Origin of the sequence: Streptomyces sp. NPDC017529 (assembly GCF_044329785.1) — a bacterium.
Taxonomy (GTDB): Bacteria; Actinomycetota; Actinomycetes; order Streptomycetales; family Streptomycetaceae; genus Streptomyces.
Window position 1 is genome coordinate 18445 of record NZ_JBIRJY010000017.1, and the last position, 15636, is coordinate 34080.

At 72.8% G+C, this 15636-nt stretch carries 11 protein-coding genes; 5 read left to right on the forward strand and 6 right to left on the reverse strand.

Translation table 11 applies throughout. From position 1 onward, the window contains the following. Nucleotides 1-24: 24 nt before the first annotated feature. Together ACH4K4_RS30525 and ACH4K4_RS30530 are read left to right on the forward strand one after the other, a co-directional pair. On the forward strand, nt 25-981 hold the full coding sequence (locus tag ACH4K4_RS30525) for a carbohydrate ABC transporter permease (RefSeq protein ID WP_398171722.1): 957 nt from the start codon (nt 25-27) through the stop codon (nt 979-981). After that, a complete protein-coding gene (locus ACH4K4_RS30530; RefSeq protein ID WP_398171723.1) occupies nt 978-1850 on the forward strand; it encodes a carbohydrate ABC transporter permease in 873 nt (290 codons plus the stop codon). The genes ACH4K4_RS30525 and ACH4K4_RS30530 overlap by 4 nt, the downstream gene beginning before the upstream one ends. A gap of 15 nt (nt 1851-1865) precedes the next feature. On the opposite strand, the gene ACH4K4_RS30535 is transcribed toward ACH4K4_RS30530, so the two are convergent. From ACH4K4_RS30535 to ACH4K4_RS30550, 4 genes are all read right to left on the reverse strand, one after another. Continuing rightward, nucleotides 1866-2492, reverse strand: a complete 627-nt coding sequence (locus ACH4K4_RS30535) for a ScbR family autoregulator-binding transcription factor (RefSeq protein ID WP_398171724.1) — start codon at nt 2490-2492, stop codon at nt 1866-1868. Between the two features lie 118 nt (nt 2493-2610). Next, a complete protein-coding gene (locus tag ACH4K4_RS30540; RefSeq protein ID WP_398171725.1) occupies nt 2611-3891 on the reverse strand; it encodes an extracellular solute-binding protein in 1281 nt (426 codons plus the stop codon). Next, nucleotides 3888-4868 (reverse strand): hypothetical protein, encoded by a 981-nt coding sequence (locus tag ACH4K4_RS30545; protein WP_398171726.1) that lies wholly within the window; start codon nt 4866-4868, stop codon nt 3888-3890. Before ACH4K4_RS30545 ends, ACH4K4_RS30540 begins: the two co-directional genes overlap by 4 nt. A 104-nt stretch (nt 4869-4972) precedes the next feature. Further along, nucleotides 4973-8788 (reverse strand): tetratricopeptide repeat protein, encoded by a 3816-nt coding sequence (locus ACH4K4_RS30550; protein ID WP_398171727.1) that lies wholly within the window; start codon nt 8786-8788, stop codon nt 4973-4975. 61 nt (nt 8789-8849) lie between these two features. Between ACH4K4_RS30550 and ACH4K4_RS30555 the strand changes: the two genes are divergently transcribed. Further along, the gene (locus ACH4K4_RS30555; RefSeq protein WP_398171728.1) at nt 8850-9185 is read left to right on the forward strand and encodes a trypco2 family protein; all 336 of its coding nucleotides are present in this window, start codon (nt 8850-8852) and stop codon (nt 9183-9185) included. 95 nt (nt 9186-9280) lie between these two features. Next, entirely contained in the window at nt 9281-9535 is a 255-nt protein-coding gene (locus ACH4K4_RS30560; protein ID WP_398171729.1) for a hypothetical protein, read from the forward strand. A 156-nt stretch (nt 9536-9691) separates the two neighbouring features. On the opposite strand, the gene ACH4K4_RS30565 is transcribed toward ACH4K4_RS30560, so the two are convergent. Continuing rightward, nucleotides 9692-10516, reverse strand: coding sequence for a SigB/SigF/SigG family RNA polymerase sigma factor (locus ACH4K4_RS30565; protein WP_398171730.1), 825 nt, complete (start codon nt 10514-10516; stop codon nt 9692-9694). Between the two features lie 263 nt (nt 10517-10779). Between ACH4K4_RS30565 and ACH4K4_RS30570 the strand changes: the two genes are divergently transcribed. Further along, nucleotides 10780-11394, forward strand: coding sequence for a TerD family protein (locus ACH4K4_RS30570; protein WP_398171731.1), 615 nt, complete (start codon nt 10780-10782; stop codon nt 11392-11394). Nucleotides 11395-11424: 30 nt separating this feature from the next. Here the strand turns inward: ACH4K4_RS30570 and ACH4K4_RS30575 are convergent, their stop codons facing one another. Beyond that, complete coding sequence (locus ACH4K4_RS30575) at nt 11425-15636, reverse strand: hypothetical protein (protein ID WP_398171732.1); 4212 nt, start codon at nt 15634-15636, stop codon at nt 11425-11427.

A 15636-nucleotide genomic window follows, 5' to 3' on the forward strand; every position in this document is an offset into this window, starting at 1 on the left:
CCTGTCAGGAAAGGCTGGTGCCGGATGGCGACAACGGTCACCCCCGCGGACGCGGACAGCGGCAGCCCCGGAGGCGGCAGCCCGCCACGGCGAAGGCCCCGGCACCGGACCCGGCAGACCGTCGTCGCCTACCTCTTCCTCACCCCCAGCCTCCTGTTCTTCGCGGTCTTCCTCCTGCTGCCGCTGCTGTTCGCGGTGCTGCTGTCGCTGTCCCGCTGGGCGGGCTTCGACCTCGCCGACATCCGGCCTGCGGGCACGGACAACTTCGCCGCCCTCTTCGCCCGCGGCTCGGCCTTCCTGACGCCGGTCCTCACCAACACGCTGCTGTACGCCCTGGGCACCGTGGCCCTGGCCCTGGCCGGCGCCGTCCTGGTCTCCCACTGCATCACCCGCCTGCGCTTCCAGGGCCTGTGGCGCACGCTGTACTTCCTGCCGATCGTCACGACCGTGGTCGCGGTCGGCAACGTGTGGAAGTACATGTACGAGCCGGGCGGCCTGGTCAACGGCGTGCTCAACGCGCTCGGCCTGGACTCCGTCGCCTTCCTCCAGGATCCGGCGACCGCGCTGCCGTCGGTCGTGGTGGTCCAGGCGTGGGCCTCCCTCGGGTCCGCGATCCTGGTCCTCACCGCGGGCCTGAAGTCCATCCCCCGCTCGTACTACGAGGCGGCAGAGCTGGACGGCGCCGGGCAGCTCACCGTCTTCGCGCGCATCACGCTGCCGCTGCTGCGGCCGTCCCTGCTGTTCGTGTGCGTGACCCAGTTCATCGCCGGCCTCCAGTCGTTCGCGCTGATCATCGTCATGACGGGCGAGGGCGGGCCGGGCGACGCGACCAACGTCGCCGCGCTGGAGATGTACCAACGGGCGTTCAAGTACGGGGACTGGGGCTCGGCGAGCGCGGCGGCGCTCGTGCTGTTCGTGCTGATCCTGGTGATCACTCTGGCGCAGCTGTGGCTGTTCCGGCGGAAGGGAGCGGACTCATGAGGCGGCGCAGGCGCTTCCCGTGGCTGTCGTACCTGCTGGTGGCGGCCGGCGCGGTGGTGACGGTCGTACCGTTCCTGGACATGCTGCTGACCTCGTTCAAGGGGCCGGGCGAATACGGCAGGCTGCCGTACCGCTTCCTCCCGGAAGCCTTCGCGCTCTCCAACTACCGGGAGGCGTTCGAACAGCTGAACCTGCCGCTGCTCTTCCGCAACAGCGTCGTCGCCACGGCCGTGATCACCGGGTCGGTGCTGCTGACGTCCTCACTGGCGGGCTACGCCCTGGCGAAGCTGCGCTTCCCCGGCCGCGACCTGATCTTCCGGCTGGTGCTGGCGACGATGATGTTCCCGCCGTTCGTGTTCTTCATCCCGCACTTTCTGATCCTGGTGCACTGGCCGCTGGCGGGCGGCAACGACCTGCTCGGCGACGGCGGCGCCGGGCTGACCGTCAGCCTGGCGGCCCTGGTCGTGCCGTTCCTGGTCTCCGGATTCGGGATCTTCCTGATGCGGCAGTTCATCGTCTCCGTACCGGACGAGGTGCTGGAGGCGGCCCGGATCGACGGCGCCGGGGAATTCACGGTGTGGTGGCGCATCGTCGTACCGCAGACCAAGCCGGTGGCGGTGACCCTCGCCCTGCTCACCTTCGTGAGCGCCTGGAACGAGTACATCTGGGCCCTGCTGGTCTCCACCGCGAACCCCCGCCTGATGACCCTCCCCGTGGGCATCCAGACCCTGCAGAGCTACCTCGACCCGAACCGCATGGTGCCCGTCATGATGGCCGGCCTCGTGCTGAGCGTGCTGCCGGTGCTGCTCCTGTTCCTCCTGCTCCAGAAGCACTACATCCGCGGCGTCATGCTCAGCGGCCTCAAGTAGCCCCGCGGCGCCGGCTCACGCCGCGGTCCCGCCCCGCTGTTCCCCGAAGGTCACCAGGGGCCTGACGGCGGGGGCGGCGACGCCCGGCAGCAGGTAGCGCCACAGGGTGGTCACCCGCTGGTGCAGGTCGGCCCGCCCGGTGGAGATCTGGGACAGCAGCTGGGTGCCGGAGTAGGAGCTGACCAGCACCCAGGCCAGGTCGTCCACGTCCACGTCCGGCAGCAGTTCGCCCTTCTCACGCGCGGCGTGCAGCTGCCCGGCGAACTCCTGGACCCAGTACTGGTACGGGGCGTCGTCCTGGACGCCGAACTCGCCCTGCTCGATCGCGAGCCGGACACCGGCCCGCAGCGCCGGGTTGGTCTGCAGTTCGCCGGCGAGGTACAGCGTGATGTCGACCAGCCGCTGCAGGCCGTCCTCGCCGGGCGGCAGCTCCAGCCCGTTGCCCTGTTCGATCATCACGGCGTGCGCCAGCGCCTCCTTGGACGGGAAGTGGAAGTACATCCCGCCCTGGGTGACCCCGGCCCGCTTCATGATCTTGCTGACGCTCGCGCCACTGAACCCGTACTCGTCGAACACTTCGGAAGCCGCCCGGAGGATGGCCTCCCGCGTCTTGACCGCCCGCTCCTGCACTGACCGCACCATTTCCCTCGGCAAACACCTGAATGGTACGGAGAAAACGCGGGCCCTGCCGCACCGGGACCGGCGCGGAGCGTGATGTGGATCACTCGGAGGGTGCCGGTCCGGCCGGCACGGCCGGCCCTCAGCCGCCGAGCTCGCCGCACAGGCGGTCCAGGAGGAACGCCCCGGCCCGCCGCTGCACCTGCCGTTCCGCCTCCAGTTGTTCCAGCAGTCCTTCGAGCAGCCGGCCGTCCTGCGGGTCCTCCAGGAATTCCAGTACGGCCCGCTGGAAGGCGCCCCGGAGGGTCGACGGCATGGCGTCGGACGCGTCGAAGCAGATCCGGTCGGCGGATCGGAACAGGTCCCGGACCGCCTTCGTGCTCGCTGCGAGCCACCCCTCGCCCGTGGTGCCGTCGGCGAAGAAGGGGCGCTCCGTCGGCCGCGCCGCCGCGGCCCACTCCTGGCGGGCCGCGGGCGAGGACAGCTCCCGCATCAGCTTCCACGCCGCGTCGCCCGGCCGGAAGACGGCCGCCATGTCGCCGGAGACCTCGAACGTCTTGCTGCCGGCCGGCAGGCCGGGGACGAACCTGGTGGTGGGGGCCGGTTCGACGTCGTCGCCGTAGTGGCGGCGGATGAAGGAGCCCTGGTGTTCGAGAGTGCACGTGCCGCTGTTCAGCAGCCCGTAGCGGCCGCGGCCCAGGTATTCGAAGGAGGTGGAGAGCGCGGCTTCGCCGGCCTTCGGGCCGTCCTTCGCGAGCACGTCCCGCCATGCCTGCCACGCCCGCTTCACCGGCGCGCTGCGCCACGACAACTCACCGGTGGCCCACTGCTCGTACACGGCCCAGCCGTACTTCTGGAGCAGCAGGTCCTCGACCCAGTCCGTGCCCGGCCAGCCGGACGTCGCCTCCGATGCCATGCCCAGGCACCACTTCGGGTTCTCGGCCGCCTTGAGGTCGCCGGGGCGGCTCCAGACGATGCTCTTGAGGTCCACCCGCAACGGTACTCCGTACGAGTGCTGCTGGGGCCGGCCATGCTCGTCTGGAAGGGTGATCCGCTGTGCCCACGGGCCGATCGCCGATGCGGCCACGCTGTCCGTCAACGGCTGGGCGTCGCCCTGGCGCGCGTACTCGGACAGCTCACCGAGGCCGTTGAGGATCGCCACGTCCGGTGGCGTCTCCGTCCGCAGCTGGGCGGACAGGGTCTCACGCAGGGAGCGGGTGCCCTGGTACACGTAGTGGTCTCCCGTGCGTTTGCTGATCTTTTCGAGCGCCGCCACGAACGGAGTCTGTTCGGCCTTGGTCCACGGGCCCAGGACGACCAGCGTCGCGGACTCCTCGGACGAGCACCCGGCCGGCAGCAGAGCGGCCGTGGCGAGCAGGCAGCAGGCCAGTACGGGACGGAGCCGGCGACGCGCGCGCCTCACTTGCGCTTCCATTGGATCTCCAGGTACTCGCGGCCGTAGTGGAAGAGCATGACGCCGCAGCCCACGGCGCCCGCCGCGCCGAGGGCCAGGGCCAGCGTGCAAGCCGTCGCCCACGCGTCCGGATGCGTGGCGTCCAGCTTCCGGGTGAGCCGGGCGTCCTCCTTGTCGACGGCGGCGCCCGGTCCGCCCCGCGCGTTCTCTTCGGGGCCGGCCGGGCGGGGCACCGCTCTCCGCCCCAGCCGCTCGGCCGCCTCCTTCACCGCGTCCTGTGCCCGGTGCTCCACGGTGACGCCGATCGCCGGTACCGCGAGCAGCAACAGCACGGGCAGCGCGCACACCGACAGGAGGTGGCTGCGCACCCGCAGCCGGCCCCGGACGAAGTCGAGCGTGCCGGCGACGACGAAGGCGAAGACCAGCGCGCCGAGCAGCGCCGCCGACGCCGTACCGCTGAACACGGCGCGCCGGTCCGCCAGCGCGGCCGCCGAGGTGCGCAGCTCTGCCGCGAGGACGTCGATGCGGGCGAGTACGGCGGTGCCGCCGGTGCTCAGCAGGCCCTTGGCGTAATCCATGCCGGCCTTGCGCAGGGGTCTGCTGGTGTGATGGCTGTTGGCCCAGTTGACCCAGTCGTCGTAGGCGACCACCAGGCCCGACAGCACGCGGACCTCCTGTTCCTGTGCCGTGTCGAGAGCGCCGGCCTGCACGGTGTTGTTGAGGCTCTGTGACGCCTCGGTCAGCAGGGCGGGGTACCTTTCGCCGAGCCCGACGAGACCGGTCTGCCGCAGCGGTTCGCCACTGCCAGCGCCGAGCCGCTGTTCGGCTTCCTGTTGCGCGAGCGTCAGCGCCACCCGGGCATGGGCCAGGTCGACCAGAGTGGGGGCGTAGCGGTCGCGCAGTTCCTCCGTACGGCCGTGCACGTCGAAGTACGCCGTCCCCGCGAGGGCGAGCACCGCGAACGCGACGGCGGGTAGCAGCAGCATGCGGCTGAGCAGGAACCACCCTGTGTGCTTCCCCCGGTCTCTCGGCAGCCGGCCCGAGGCCCAGCGCCAGAGCGTCCGGCCCACCGCCGGGCGAGGGCCCGCCATCACGCACCTCCGGCCGTGGTGTCCTCGTACGGCTGGTAGACCTCTTCCGGCAGCCGGACGTGGAACCAGCGGCGGAACCACGGCGGGCGGTGGTCGTCGCGGCGGTGGCGCCAGTCGATGGGACGGGTACGGAAGGCGTTGTCGAGCAGGGTTTCGGCCAGGCCTCCGTTTCCGGGCGGCGCGGCGGACGGCACCTGTTCGACGAGCCGCCGGTAGCAGGCCGCGAGCTTCTCGCGCAGCGCGTGCTCGGTGCGCGCGACGGAGATCTTCTCGGGCAGTTCGGCGAGTTCCGCGCACAGGACGCCGAGCGGGTCGGTGCCCGGTGCGCCAGACGCTCCGCCCCGCGTCGCCGTGACCAGCAGGAGCAGCAGTTCGTGCAGGTCGGTGCAGAGCCGCTCCTGGGCGTGCCGGTCGGTCAGGCCCTCCTTCTTCGTGAGCCGGTGCAGGGCCACCCATGCCTGCCGGGCGGCGGCGACCGTCGGCGGGCCGCCGTCGGGGGGCGGGTCCGCGAGGATGCGGACCATGGCGGTCCTGGCGGCGGTGCGGTGCCGCGAGTCGGCGGGGACGGCTTCCAGGCAGTCGAGGGCGAGCTGCGGCTTGGCACCGGCCAGGTGGATGCGGGCCAGGCCGAAGGCGGCGCTGCCGAGGGCGTGGTTGCGGTGCCACACCGCGCCGTACAGGGCCACGGCCTCCTTCGGCGACCCGAGGACCTCGTGACAGTAGCCGAGGGCCAGTTTCGGCGCGTACTCGCCGGGGATCGCGGCGTAGACCAGGCCGAAGCAGTCCAGGGCCGCCGTCAGCCGGCCGTGGACGAGGTGCAGCAGGCCCTGGTGCCAGTGCAGCCGCCAGTCGTACGCGGCGGGTTCGCCGACGGCGGCCCGGGCCCGGGCCAGTTCGCGTTCGGCGGCGGCCCACTCCTCGGCGGCCGTCCCCGGGTGGTCGCGCGCGATCTCCAGGTGGAGGCGGCAGCGCAGCAGTGCTTGTTCGGGTGACTCCTTCCACGCCTCGCTGAGCTGAAGCAGTCCGGCCGGGTCGTCGTACGAGGTGCGGTGCAGCTCCGTCCAGTTGCCGTCGGCGACGTCCGGCCTGGGCACCGGCAGGCCCAGCGCGACCTCGGCGGGGGCCGGCGGCCGGGCCGTCAGCCTGCGCTTTCGGCTGCCGCCTTCGAGCCACTGGTCCAGCGGCGGTGCCTTGCCGAGTTCGCCGTCGAGGGCCGCGTGCGCGGGGGCGAAGAGCGGCGAGGGCTCGAAGGCGGCCTCCTCGCCGAGCCGCAGTGACCGCAGTTCCCTGAGCACTCCGCGCAGTTGGACGGACATCTCCCTGGCGTCGGCGAAGCGCGTTTCCGGACGCGGCGCCGTGGCGCGGTCGAGCACCAGCCGCAGCGACGTCGTCCCGAGCCCCGGGGGCTCTTCGGGGGCCCGTTCGACCAGCTCCCGTAGGACGGTGCCGACGGCGTACAGGTCGCCGGAAACGGTCATGGCGGCGGATCTGCGCAGCTCGGGGGCCGGGTAGGTGACGGGGCCCGCGGTACCGGCCGGCCGTACGCCGGCCACGTCGATCAGTTTGATGCTCGCGGCGCAGTGCATCACGTTCGTCAGGGACAGGTCGCCGTAGACGAGCCGCCGCTCCTCGTGGAGGTAGGTGAGCGCGTCCAGGATGCGCAGCCCGTAGACGGCGACGAACTCGTGCACCCGGTGGTCGTGGAAGGGCTCGGCCCGCCGCGCGATCCGGTCGGCGACCCACCGCAGAGGCGCGCCGTCGGCGAACTCCATCACGATGAAGGCGAGGTTGCTGTCGGAAGGGCCCGGCAGTTCGGCGTAGTTGAAGACCTTGATGATCGACGGGTGATTGAGGCTGACCAGGCGCAGACGCTCTTTCAGGGCGTCCTCGCGAGCGATCCGGTTGCCGGGGTCGTGCACTCCTTTGAGGGCCACCGGGCGGTCGTCGAGCATCCGGTCGCGGGCGAGGTACACCTGCCCGTAGCTGCCCTGGCCGAGGCGGCCGACGACCCGGTACTGCTGGTGCAGTACCTGGCCGCGCACGAGGCCGGGGCGCGCCCAGGAGGCGGCCCCCGCTTCGGCGAGAGCGTCCGGGTCGCCGACGGTGACGTGCGGAAGTTCGGTCAGCCCGTCGCCCGGCGGGAGCACCACGTACCCCCGCGGGGAACAGGGCAGGCGGAGACGCTGCAAGGCGTCCTCCACGGCGATACCGATGTGGAAGAGGCGGTACGCGGTGTCCGTGCCGTTGCGCAGGACGCCGCCTTGGCGCAGCGCGGCCAGCCGCTCGGCGAGGCGGCGGGACACCGGTATGTGCTCCTCGTCGGCGCCCGGTCCCGGCCGCGTGCCCCGCAGCCGGCGGCGCTGCTCTTCCAGGCCGGCGAGGACGGTCAGCCGCGCGGCGATGGCGGCCTCGTGGCGGCTGGCCCACCAGGGGTCGAGCAGTTCGCCGACGACGCGTGCCAACAGCGGCGAGCGGGGGTCGTGGAAGACGAGCAGCAGCCGGCTGTGGCCCGGCGCCAGCAGAGCGCGCAGGAGACGCAGGACCGGCTCGTCGGCGGAGCGGGCCCGGTCGACGGAGAGGAAGGCGGCGGACAGGGGCGGTGCCTGCGCGGCGATCCGCTCCAGTAACGCGGTGGTGCCGGTGTCCGGCGCGTCGCGGTCGGCCAGGCCGGCCCGGGCCGCGGTGCGGTGGACGAGCCGCGCGGCCGTCCAGCCCGTCGCGTCCAGGGCGATGTCGATCGAGCCGGCCTGCGGCTCCGACGCCTCGCCGCGCCGCAGCGGCCACGGGTTGCGCTCGCGGTCCGCGAGGACGAGCGAGGCGTGCAGCACGGAGCGGGCCTCGTGGTCGTGGTCGGCCACGAAGGCCAGCTCCACGGGTTCCGCGACGCCGCCAGGGCGGCCGTGCCCCGGGCCCGACGGACTCCGGCCGCCGTCCGGCTGCGCCGTCGCACTCGGCCACCGGTCCGTCTCCCGGCCCGTGCCGGTGCCTGCCGCCGGGCTCCCGTCGCCGAGCCAGCGGGCGATCCAGCGGCGCAGTCCGAGGGCCCGGTCGGTGCCGGTTACGCCGGGCTCGATCCGGATGGACCCCGACACCGCGCGGGCGCCGGTGGCCTGGATCCTGAACCTCTCGTCGGCCAGGTATCCCAGGATCGTCTCGGTGGGGATCATGTAGGCGTGGCTGAGGGGGACCGGCACCCGTTCCGTGCCGTACTGGTACACGAGGATGCCGATGACGCCGCCCGTGCGGCTGTGCACCACCCCGCTCCCGCTGAAGCCGTGCCGGACCACGTACGGCGCCGACTCCGGGTCGAGCTGCACCCATTCGGGGTAGTGGCCGGGGCCGCCCCTGCCCATGAGCCGGGCGGTGATGTGCTCGCCGCCCGGCAGTTCGCGCGGGTAACCGACGGTGTGCACCCGCTCGTTGCGCGCCGGGATCTGCCGGTGCAGCACGGCGGGTTCCACCGGTGGCTGCTCCGCCAGCCTCAGCAGCGCGATGTCCGCGCTGAAGCGCGAGGTCGGCGGCCGCAGCCGGTGGGTGATCACCTCTGCCCGCAGCGGGCCGGGCACCTCGTCACGGGCACCGGGGAATTCGGCGTACACCTCCTCCAGGGGCGTGGGCCGGTCGGTACGCCCCTCGCCGCCCGCGGCGGGCCGGCGTCCGGCCAGCACGACGTGGGCACACGTGAGCACCAGCCCGTCCCGCAGCAGCACCCCCGCACCGAGCGGCGTGGCCCCACGGCGCTCCCCCTGGAACAGCCGGACCCGCCAACCACCTTCGTCCGGGTGGTAGTTGGAAGTTCCCCCGAGCTCCCTCATACTTCTGAACGATAGCCGCGGGGACTGTCAAAAGCTCCCGCCGTGGGGCGGGAGGGCCGCGATGGGCGCGAACGACGGGCGGAGCGGGCACGAGGGGGCGGAGACCGCCGGCCTGGCCGACGTGATCGGCCGCATCCGCGAGGAGCTGGAGGCGGCACAGCGGGACGGCGAGGAGAGCAGGCTGCGGTTCCTGGTGGAGCGGGTCAGCGTCGAGTTCGCCGTGCAGGTCCGCCGCGAGGGCACCGGCAGGGGCGGCCTGCGGATCGGTGTGGTCACCGCCGAGGCCGGCGGGTCGCTCTCGCGCGAGAGCACCCATCGCATCGAGATCGAGCTCAAACCGCACGACCGGGACGACCGGCCGGAGGGGCCGGGCCTCAGCGTGGGCGGGCCTTCGTAACAGGCGGGAGCAACCCGTTCGCCGGTTCTCCGCGTGCGGGCCGCCTCCGTCCGGGTGAGGCTCGTCTCAACAACCCCTCCCTTAGGAGAGAGAACATGCGTCGCATAGCGATAGCCCTCGTCGGTATCAGCGCTGCCGGCTTCATGGCCGCCACTCCCGCCTCGGCCGCCCCCGCGGACGGCTGGCACAAGCACCTGCACAAGCACGCTTCCAGCCACCACGCGGCCGTCCACTACGAAGGCCTCAACGTGGGCGGGTCCGTCACCTACCACGAGGCCGACGCCTCGTGGCATGCGAAGCACAAGGACCTCCAGGCTCACAAGCACCACTACCGGCACTGGGTGCGCTGACCACTCGCCACCCGGCCGCACGTTCCCGAGCGGCCCACGGCTGCCGTGAAGCGCGGCCCTTCGTACCGGCCCCCGGTACGAAGGGCCGCGCCATGGCGCATGGCCGGGGCGCTCGGGTCACCGCCGTCGGGGCGGACCGGCCGCCCCGCCCCGGGCTCAGGCCGCGGCCTGGTAGCCCTCGTCCTGGTGGCGGGTGACCTCGGCGCGGACGCGGGCCAGGGCACGGCTGATCAGGCGGGAGACGTGCATCTGGGAGAGGCCCAGCTCGGTGGCGATGGCGCTCTGCGTCATGTCCTTGAAGAACCGCAGGTAGAGGATGCGGCGTTCGCGCTCGGGGAGCTTGGCCAGGGCGGGCTTGACCGCTTCCCGGTCTTCTATGAGCCCGAAGCGGCCGTCGGCCGAACCGAGGGTGTCCATCAGCGTGTAGTCGTCGTTGTCGCCGCTGCGGTCCAGGGCCACGTCCAGCGACAGGGACCGGTAGGTCTCCAGCGCCTCCAGCCCGAGCAGGACGTCCTCCTCGGGCAGGCGGGCGTGCGCGGCGATCTGCGCCACGGTCGGCGACCGCCCGTCCAGGGTCGTGCTCAGTTCACGCACGGACTTGCGTACCTTGTTGCGCAGCTCCTGGGTACGCCGGGGCACGTGCACGTCCCAGGTGTGGTCGCGGAAATGGCGCTTGAGCTCGCCGGTGATGGTGGGGATGGCGAACTGTTCGAACGCGTCGGCGCGCTCGGGGTCGAAGCGGTCGACCGCCTTGACCAGGCCGAGGGCGGCAACCTGCTTGAGGTCGTCCAGCTGCTCCCCGCGCTCGCGCAGCCGGACCGCCTGACGGTGCGCCAGCGGCAGCCAGGCAGTGATCACGCGGTGGCGCAGTCGTTCCTTGCGGGGCCCGTCCGGCAGCGTGACCAGCAGCCGGAGCTCCTCGGTGGTGTCGGGGTCGTTGGCACGGCGCCCGTGGGGACGCGCGATTGTGGTGGTGGCCATCGCCGGCTCTCCTTAGACGCGGGTGGGCGGTTCGCAGGCAGCTGAGTGGCCACTCACCGGAAAACGGCAGACTGGCCCCTCTGGAAAGGGTGCCTGCTGTTCCGAAGCACTGACGCTCTTCTGTCCACGCTTTCGCGGCTCACACTCCGGGTCGCGAGATTTTCGAACAGCCGATGCAGGAACCAGGACGAGTCGCCTTACGTTGCGCTATGTAAAGATCTTTTTGGATGTACCTGTCCAGCAGTTATCGAAAGGCGCACACCATGACGACCCCCACCCCCGCCACGCCCTCCGTCCTGACCCTGACCAAGGAGCACGGAGCCGCCGACCTGGACGGCGTGACGAAGATGGGCATCGGCGCCTCGTGGGACGCCACCAGCGGTACCAGCGGCGGTTTCATGGGGAAGCTGAAGAAGGCCCGCGGCACCGACCTGGACGCGTTCGCCATCCTCCTGAACGGCGACGACCCGGTCCGGTTCGCCGGGCTGGACGTGACCGACCCGCTGCAAAACGGCGCGGTCACGACCACGGGCGACAACCAGACCGGCCGCGGTGACGGCGACGACGAGCTGATCGAGGTCACCTTCGACAAGGTCCCCGCCCAGGTGACCTCCATCGTCTTCGTCTGCGCCGCGTTCAAGAAGGGCAGCGACTTCGCGAAGGCCGCGAACGTCTCCTTCAAGGTGTACGACAGCACGGGCGGCAGCACCGCGCAGGTCGCCGACATCTGGCCGTCGCTGCTCGGTTCCGGCAACGCGATCGCCGTCGCGAAGGCATTCCGCGCCGGTGCCTCGTGGAAGCTGGAGGTCATCAACGAGCGCGGCACGGTCAAGCAGGGCGACCAGGAGAGCCTGCTGCGCTTCGCCATGGGGAGGTGACCACGCCGGGCCCGGTGCGCGGGCCCGCGTTCACTCCTCGTCCAGCACGATCTGCCCCAGCACCGTCGTCGTCAGGCCGAAGTAGTCGGCGTGCACCAGCCGCCGGGCGACCGGCCGCGTGGTCCCGTTGGCGGTGACGGTGCCGGTCGCCGTGGTCCGGTCGGTGAAGTACGTCTCGTTCTCCTCGACGAGCAGCCGGTGGGGAGAGGGGAAGGGGAACTGTCCGGGCGGCGGCGTCAGTTCCCCCGTCCAGACGAAGCCGGTGCCGCGTGCCGTGCAGGTCAGTTCGGTCGTGGCGGCGGCCGCCGCCCAGTCCAGCTCGCCGGCGGAGCGGCTGCGCTGCTGCACGGTCGCGACGACGCGGCGGCTCGCCGCCATCCCCTCCTGTCCGGGGCCGGTGAACTCCCCGACGTCGTTGGCCGCGGCCGGGCCGCTCAGCTCGACCCTGATCCGGCCGCCGGCCGTCACGGCGGCGGTGACCGTGCGGTCGGGCATCAGCTGGACGAACTCGGCGGTGACCACCTTCGACAGGTGGAGGGGATCCACGGCGTACGGCTGGTAACGGGCGAGGGCGGCCCGCAGGTACGGGAAGTAGGCGGGGCTGTCGGCGAGGTCGCCGAGGTCCACGTCGATGTCGCAGGCCCACAGGCCCAGCCGCTCGTCGTACTCGGGCGCGAAGGCCGCGACCGAGACCGTCGCGGGCGCCCCGCCGACGGTTTCGGCCAGGACGCGGCCGGTGGCCGTGGCGGCGGCGTTGGGGAAGTTGGCGGCGCGCAGGCGCGGCAGGACGGAGTCGTCCGCCCACACGGGGTCGATGCCGCAGCGGGTGACGAGTTCGGCCGGCAGTGTGCTGCCCGGGTCCAGGACGACGGCGAGGAGTTCGTCGTCGCCGGAGCTGAACCACGGGCGGCGGAGGTAGACGCGGATGCCCGCGGCCCGCCGGACCCTGGTGACCTGGTGCGCCGCGGTGTCCACCGTGCGTTCCCAGGTGAAGGTGGGCACGACGTGGCTGACCTCGGGTGGTTCGGGGCGGCGGGTGGCCGGGACCGGCCAGCCCCGCCCGGCGGGCCCGGTGGCGGCGGGCCCCTTGCGGGTGATCAGTTCGGTCCGGTCGGTGATCGCCGGGTGGAAGTACTCGCGGAAGCGGGTCGTCGCGGTCGGCGTGTAGGTGACGTTGCGGTGGCGGGTGTCGCGGAACTCGTGCCGTACGTCGCCGAACGTGCGGGTGTTCCGGCGGGGGTCGGGGGTGAGGTCGCCCACGTGGTCGTAGCCGGTGACCCGGCGCGGCGCGGCTTCCTTGACGTCGTCGAGCCACTCCTCCCAGGTGGCGTCGATGTCGATGCGGCCGGTGCTCTTGGCGTGCAGGGACAGCGTGCCGGTGACGCGCGCGGAGGTCTCCCCCGCCGTCCGTTCGAAGCGCAGGTCCGCCAGGGCCGGTGGTTCCAGCGGCTTCTCGACGGCGTGGACGAGGGTGAGTTCCGTCCACGGGGTGATCATCCAGTTCTCGCCGGCCGCCGACGCCGCCGTGAGTTCGCGCTGCTTGTCCGGGGTCATGCGCACCGGGTCGTGCCACAGCGCGGAACCGGTCAGCAGCTGCCACACGCGGAACAGACCGAGGTCCGCCTCGGCGATCCGGCAGCTCATCCGTACGGTCACGGCCTCGGCCTTGGGCACGTACACGGTCAGCACGCCGCCCACCGGCGGGTCGGGCGGGCGGTCCCCTTCGACGATGCGCAGCCGCAGCGGCCTGGCCTGGGGCCAGGTTCCGGTGAAGTCGTACGTGCGGTGGGGGTCGGCGCCGGTGCCCGGCAGGCCGTGCAGCGAGACGCCGCGGGCGAGGACGTCGGGCAGGTAGGGGAGCAGCAGTTGGCCCGCGTCGTGGACGACGTACTCGCCCGTGTGCAGGCCGCTGCCGCGCGCCACGGGCAGTTCGGTCAGCGGTGAGGTGTCGCGCGGGCTGTGCTTGGCGACGTGGATCTCCCCGGCGGCCTTGAGGTCGCGGGTGACACGGGGGTCTTCCGGGAGGCTGACCACGGTGTCGAGATAGCTGCCCGCCTCGCGGGACGCCGCGGCGAAGTACTGGCGCCGCAGCGCGTCCGGCTTGCCGGGCCCGAAGACGCCGTCGTACATGCCGTGCTGCTCGGCCATCTGGAGGGCGCTCTTGGGCGGGCTGATGTGCCGTTCGTCGAAGGCCCGGTAACGGCGGTCGAGCCCGTCGGCGGGCGACTCCTCCTCGTGGTCGGGGACCTGCGGGTTGCGCAGGGCGGCCCATTCCCGGGGCGAGAGCGGGCGCCCGGAGTCCTCGACGGTGCTGCGGATGACCAGGTGCGGTTCCGACTCGCCTTCCAGGAAGGGCCACCGCGGGACGATCACGGGCGGCGGCACGGGCTCCCACCGGGCGTAGGTGAGCGGTTCGGTGGCGGTCCCCTCCACGGCGGGGGCACCGGGGCCGAGGCTGTTGCCCGCGAGGTCGACCAGGCGGGCGCGCAGCCGGTAGGTACGGCCGTACCTGAGGGCGGGCAGGGTGCCGGGCGTCGGCCGGAACGCGGCGGAGAGCGGGAAGCGGGCCGAGATCCCGGGGTCGGGCACCCGCGACCGGTCGTCGGCGCCGACGGTCCGCCCGGGCGGTGGCGCGGCCAGGCTCCAGCCGTGCCAGCCGAAGAGCGCCTGGTGGACGTAGAGCTGCCGGTCGGCCGTGCGGTCGCGGGTGACGGCGGTCGCCTTGACGTGGCCCTCGTCGGGCGCGGCGGCGAGGGGTAGTGGCGGTGCGCCCGGCCGCCGGATGGCGTACGTGCCGGTGCGGGCGCACAGCGGATACCACGCGGCGACGCGGCCGGTCGTGGCGTCCACGACGCCGACGTCGACGCGCAGGCCCCGGACGAGGTGGGCGGCGTCCAGGACCGCGGCGGTGGCGGGCCTGCCGTCGGGGCCGACGCCGGCGGTGTGCCGCGCGTCGGCCTCCATCTGGTCGGCCAGGGCCTGGTCGCGGTTGTCGTGGACGACGGTCAGACCCGCGCCCTGCAGCGCCGGCAGCGCGGTGGGGTCGGCGGCGACGGCCGCGCCGGGTTCGCTCGTCCCGCTCAGGTACTGGTCGATGACGCGGGAGAACTCGACGAACTTCATCGCCGCGCCGTCCAGGTCGAGGTCGACGGTGTGGACCTCGTCGGCGCCCAGCTTGAGCATCCGGTGGCCGTGGAAGCCGTCGTCGGCGGCGTACGGTTCGAAGCGCCGGCCGGGGACATGACGCAGGGCCGTCCAGGGCCGCAGCTTCTCGTCGTCGTTCAGCTGCCCTTGGGGCGCCGCGAAGGTGACGCGCGCCTGCCACCGGTCGGCCAGTCCGGGCGGGGGTGTGACCAGCAGGTCGAGCGCGAGGCCGAAGCGGCGCAGGAGTTCGGGGTAGTCCGCGAGGAGGGCGCACGCGGTGTGGAAGTCGAAGTCCGGTTCTGACAGCGGGGGTTCGGCGGCATCCGGGGCCGCCGCCCTCGGTGCGCGGTCGTAGAACCGGTACATCTCGGCGAGGCCGAGCAGCGCGCCGTCGTCCTGGTACGCGCGGGCGGCGCGGTCGATGTGCCGGGGGCGGTACGGGTTCGGTTCGGCGGCGGCGCCCTGCCGCTGTCCCGGTGGGCGGGCGATGAGGTCGTCGAGCCGCGAGTAACTCCCCTCCACCCGGCGGGAGAAGGTCCTGATGGTCTGGGTCAGGACGGCCCGGAGGTCGCTTCCTTGGGGGTGGTCCCAGGTGGGGGGCGGGCCCTGTGCCGCGGCGGCACCGGCGCCCAGGGCCGCGCCGTTCTCCTCGCCGCCGGTGTCCGGGAACGCGCGGCGCGCCGCCGTGGCGGTCACCGCCGCCTCGTACAGCGCCGTGACCTGGTCGCGGACGGCTCCGGCGGGGTACGAGCGCAGGGCCGGCGGCTGCTCGGCGGCGGCGAAGGCGCCTACGGGCGCCCGTACCACCGTGTCGGGCTTGAACAGTTCGGTCCACAGCGGGCTGTCGGCCGGCGGGAAGCGCCCGGTCTGCGCCGTGGTGGGCACGACGACGCCGGGGCCGGTGGCGCCGGGTGCCAGGAACTCCACCTGGAGCGCGGGCGCGTACGTACGCAGGGTCCGCGGCCAGTCCTCGAACCCGCGGAAGGCGCCCAGGCGGGTGCCGCCGGTGAGGCGGGGGCTGACCAGCACGGTCAGCCGGAGCCTGCCGTCGGCGGCCGGGCCGTCGGGCAGTACGGTCCAGCGGATCGTCTCGGGCAT

What these genes read in the sequence shown, in the direction of transcription:
- ACH4K4_RS30545 (WP_398171726.1), bottom strand. Translation starts at nt 4,868, where the DNA reads ATGCTGCTGCTACCCGCCGTCGCGTTCGCGGTGCTCGCCCTCGCGGGG.
- ACH4K4_RS30575 (WP_398171732.1), bottom strand. Translation starts at nt 15,636, where the DNA reads ATGCCCGAGACGATCCGCTGGACCGTACTGCCCGACGGCCCGGCCGCC.
- ACH4K4_RS30530 (WP_398171723.1), top strand. Translation starts at nt 978, where the DNA reads ATGAGGCGGCGCAGGCGCTTCCCGTGGCTGTCGTACCTGCTGGTGGCG.
- ACH4K4_RS30570 (WP_398171731.1), top strand. Translation starts at nt 10,780, where the DNA reads ATGACGACCCCCACCCCCGCCACGCCCTCCGTCCTGACCCTGACCAAG.
- ACH4K4_RS30560 (WP_398171729.1), top strand. Translation starts at nt 9,281, where the DNA reads ATGCGTCGCATAGCGATAGCCCTCGTCGGTATCAGCGCTGCCGGCTTC.
- ACH4K4_RS30535 (WP_398171724.1), bottom strand. Translation starts at nt 2,492, where the DNA reads ATGGTGCGGTCAGTGCAGGAGCGGGCGGTCAAGACGCGGGAGGCCATC.
- ACH4K4_RS30555 (WP_398171728.1), top strand. Translation starts at nt 8,850, where the DNA reads ATGGGCGCGAACGACGGGCGGAGCGGGCACGAGGGGGCGGAGACCGCC.
- ACH4K4_RS30525 (WP_398171722.1), top strand. Translation starts at nt 25, where the DNA reads ATGGCGACAACGGTCACCCCCGCGGACGCGGACAGCGGCAGCCCCGGA.
- ACH4K4_RS30565 (WP_398171730.1), bottom strand. Translation starts at nt 10,516, where the DNA reads ATGGCCACCACCACAATCGCGCGTCCCCACGGGCGCCGTGCCAACGAC.
- ACH4K4_RS30550 (WP_398171727.1), bottom strand. Translation starts at nt 8,788, where the DNA reads ATGAGGGAGCTCGGGGGAACTTCCAACTACCACCCGGACGAAGGTGGT.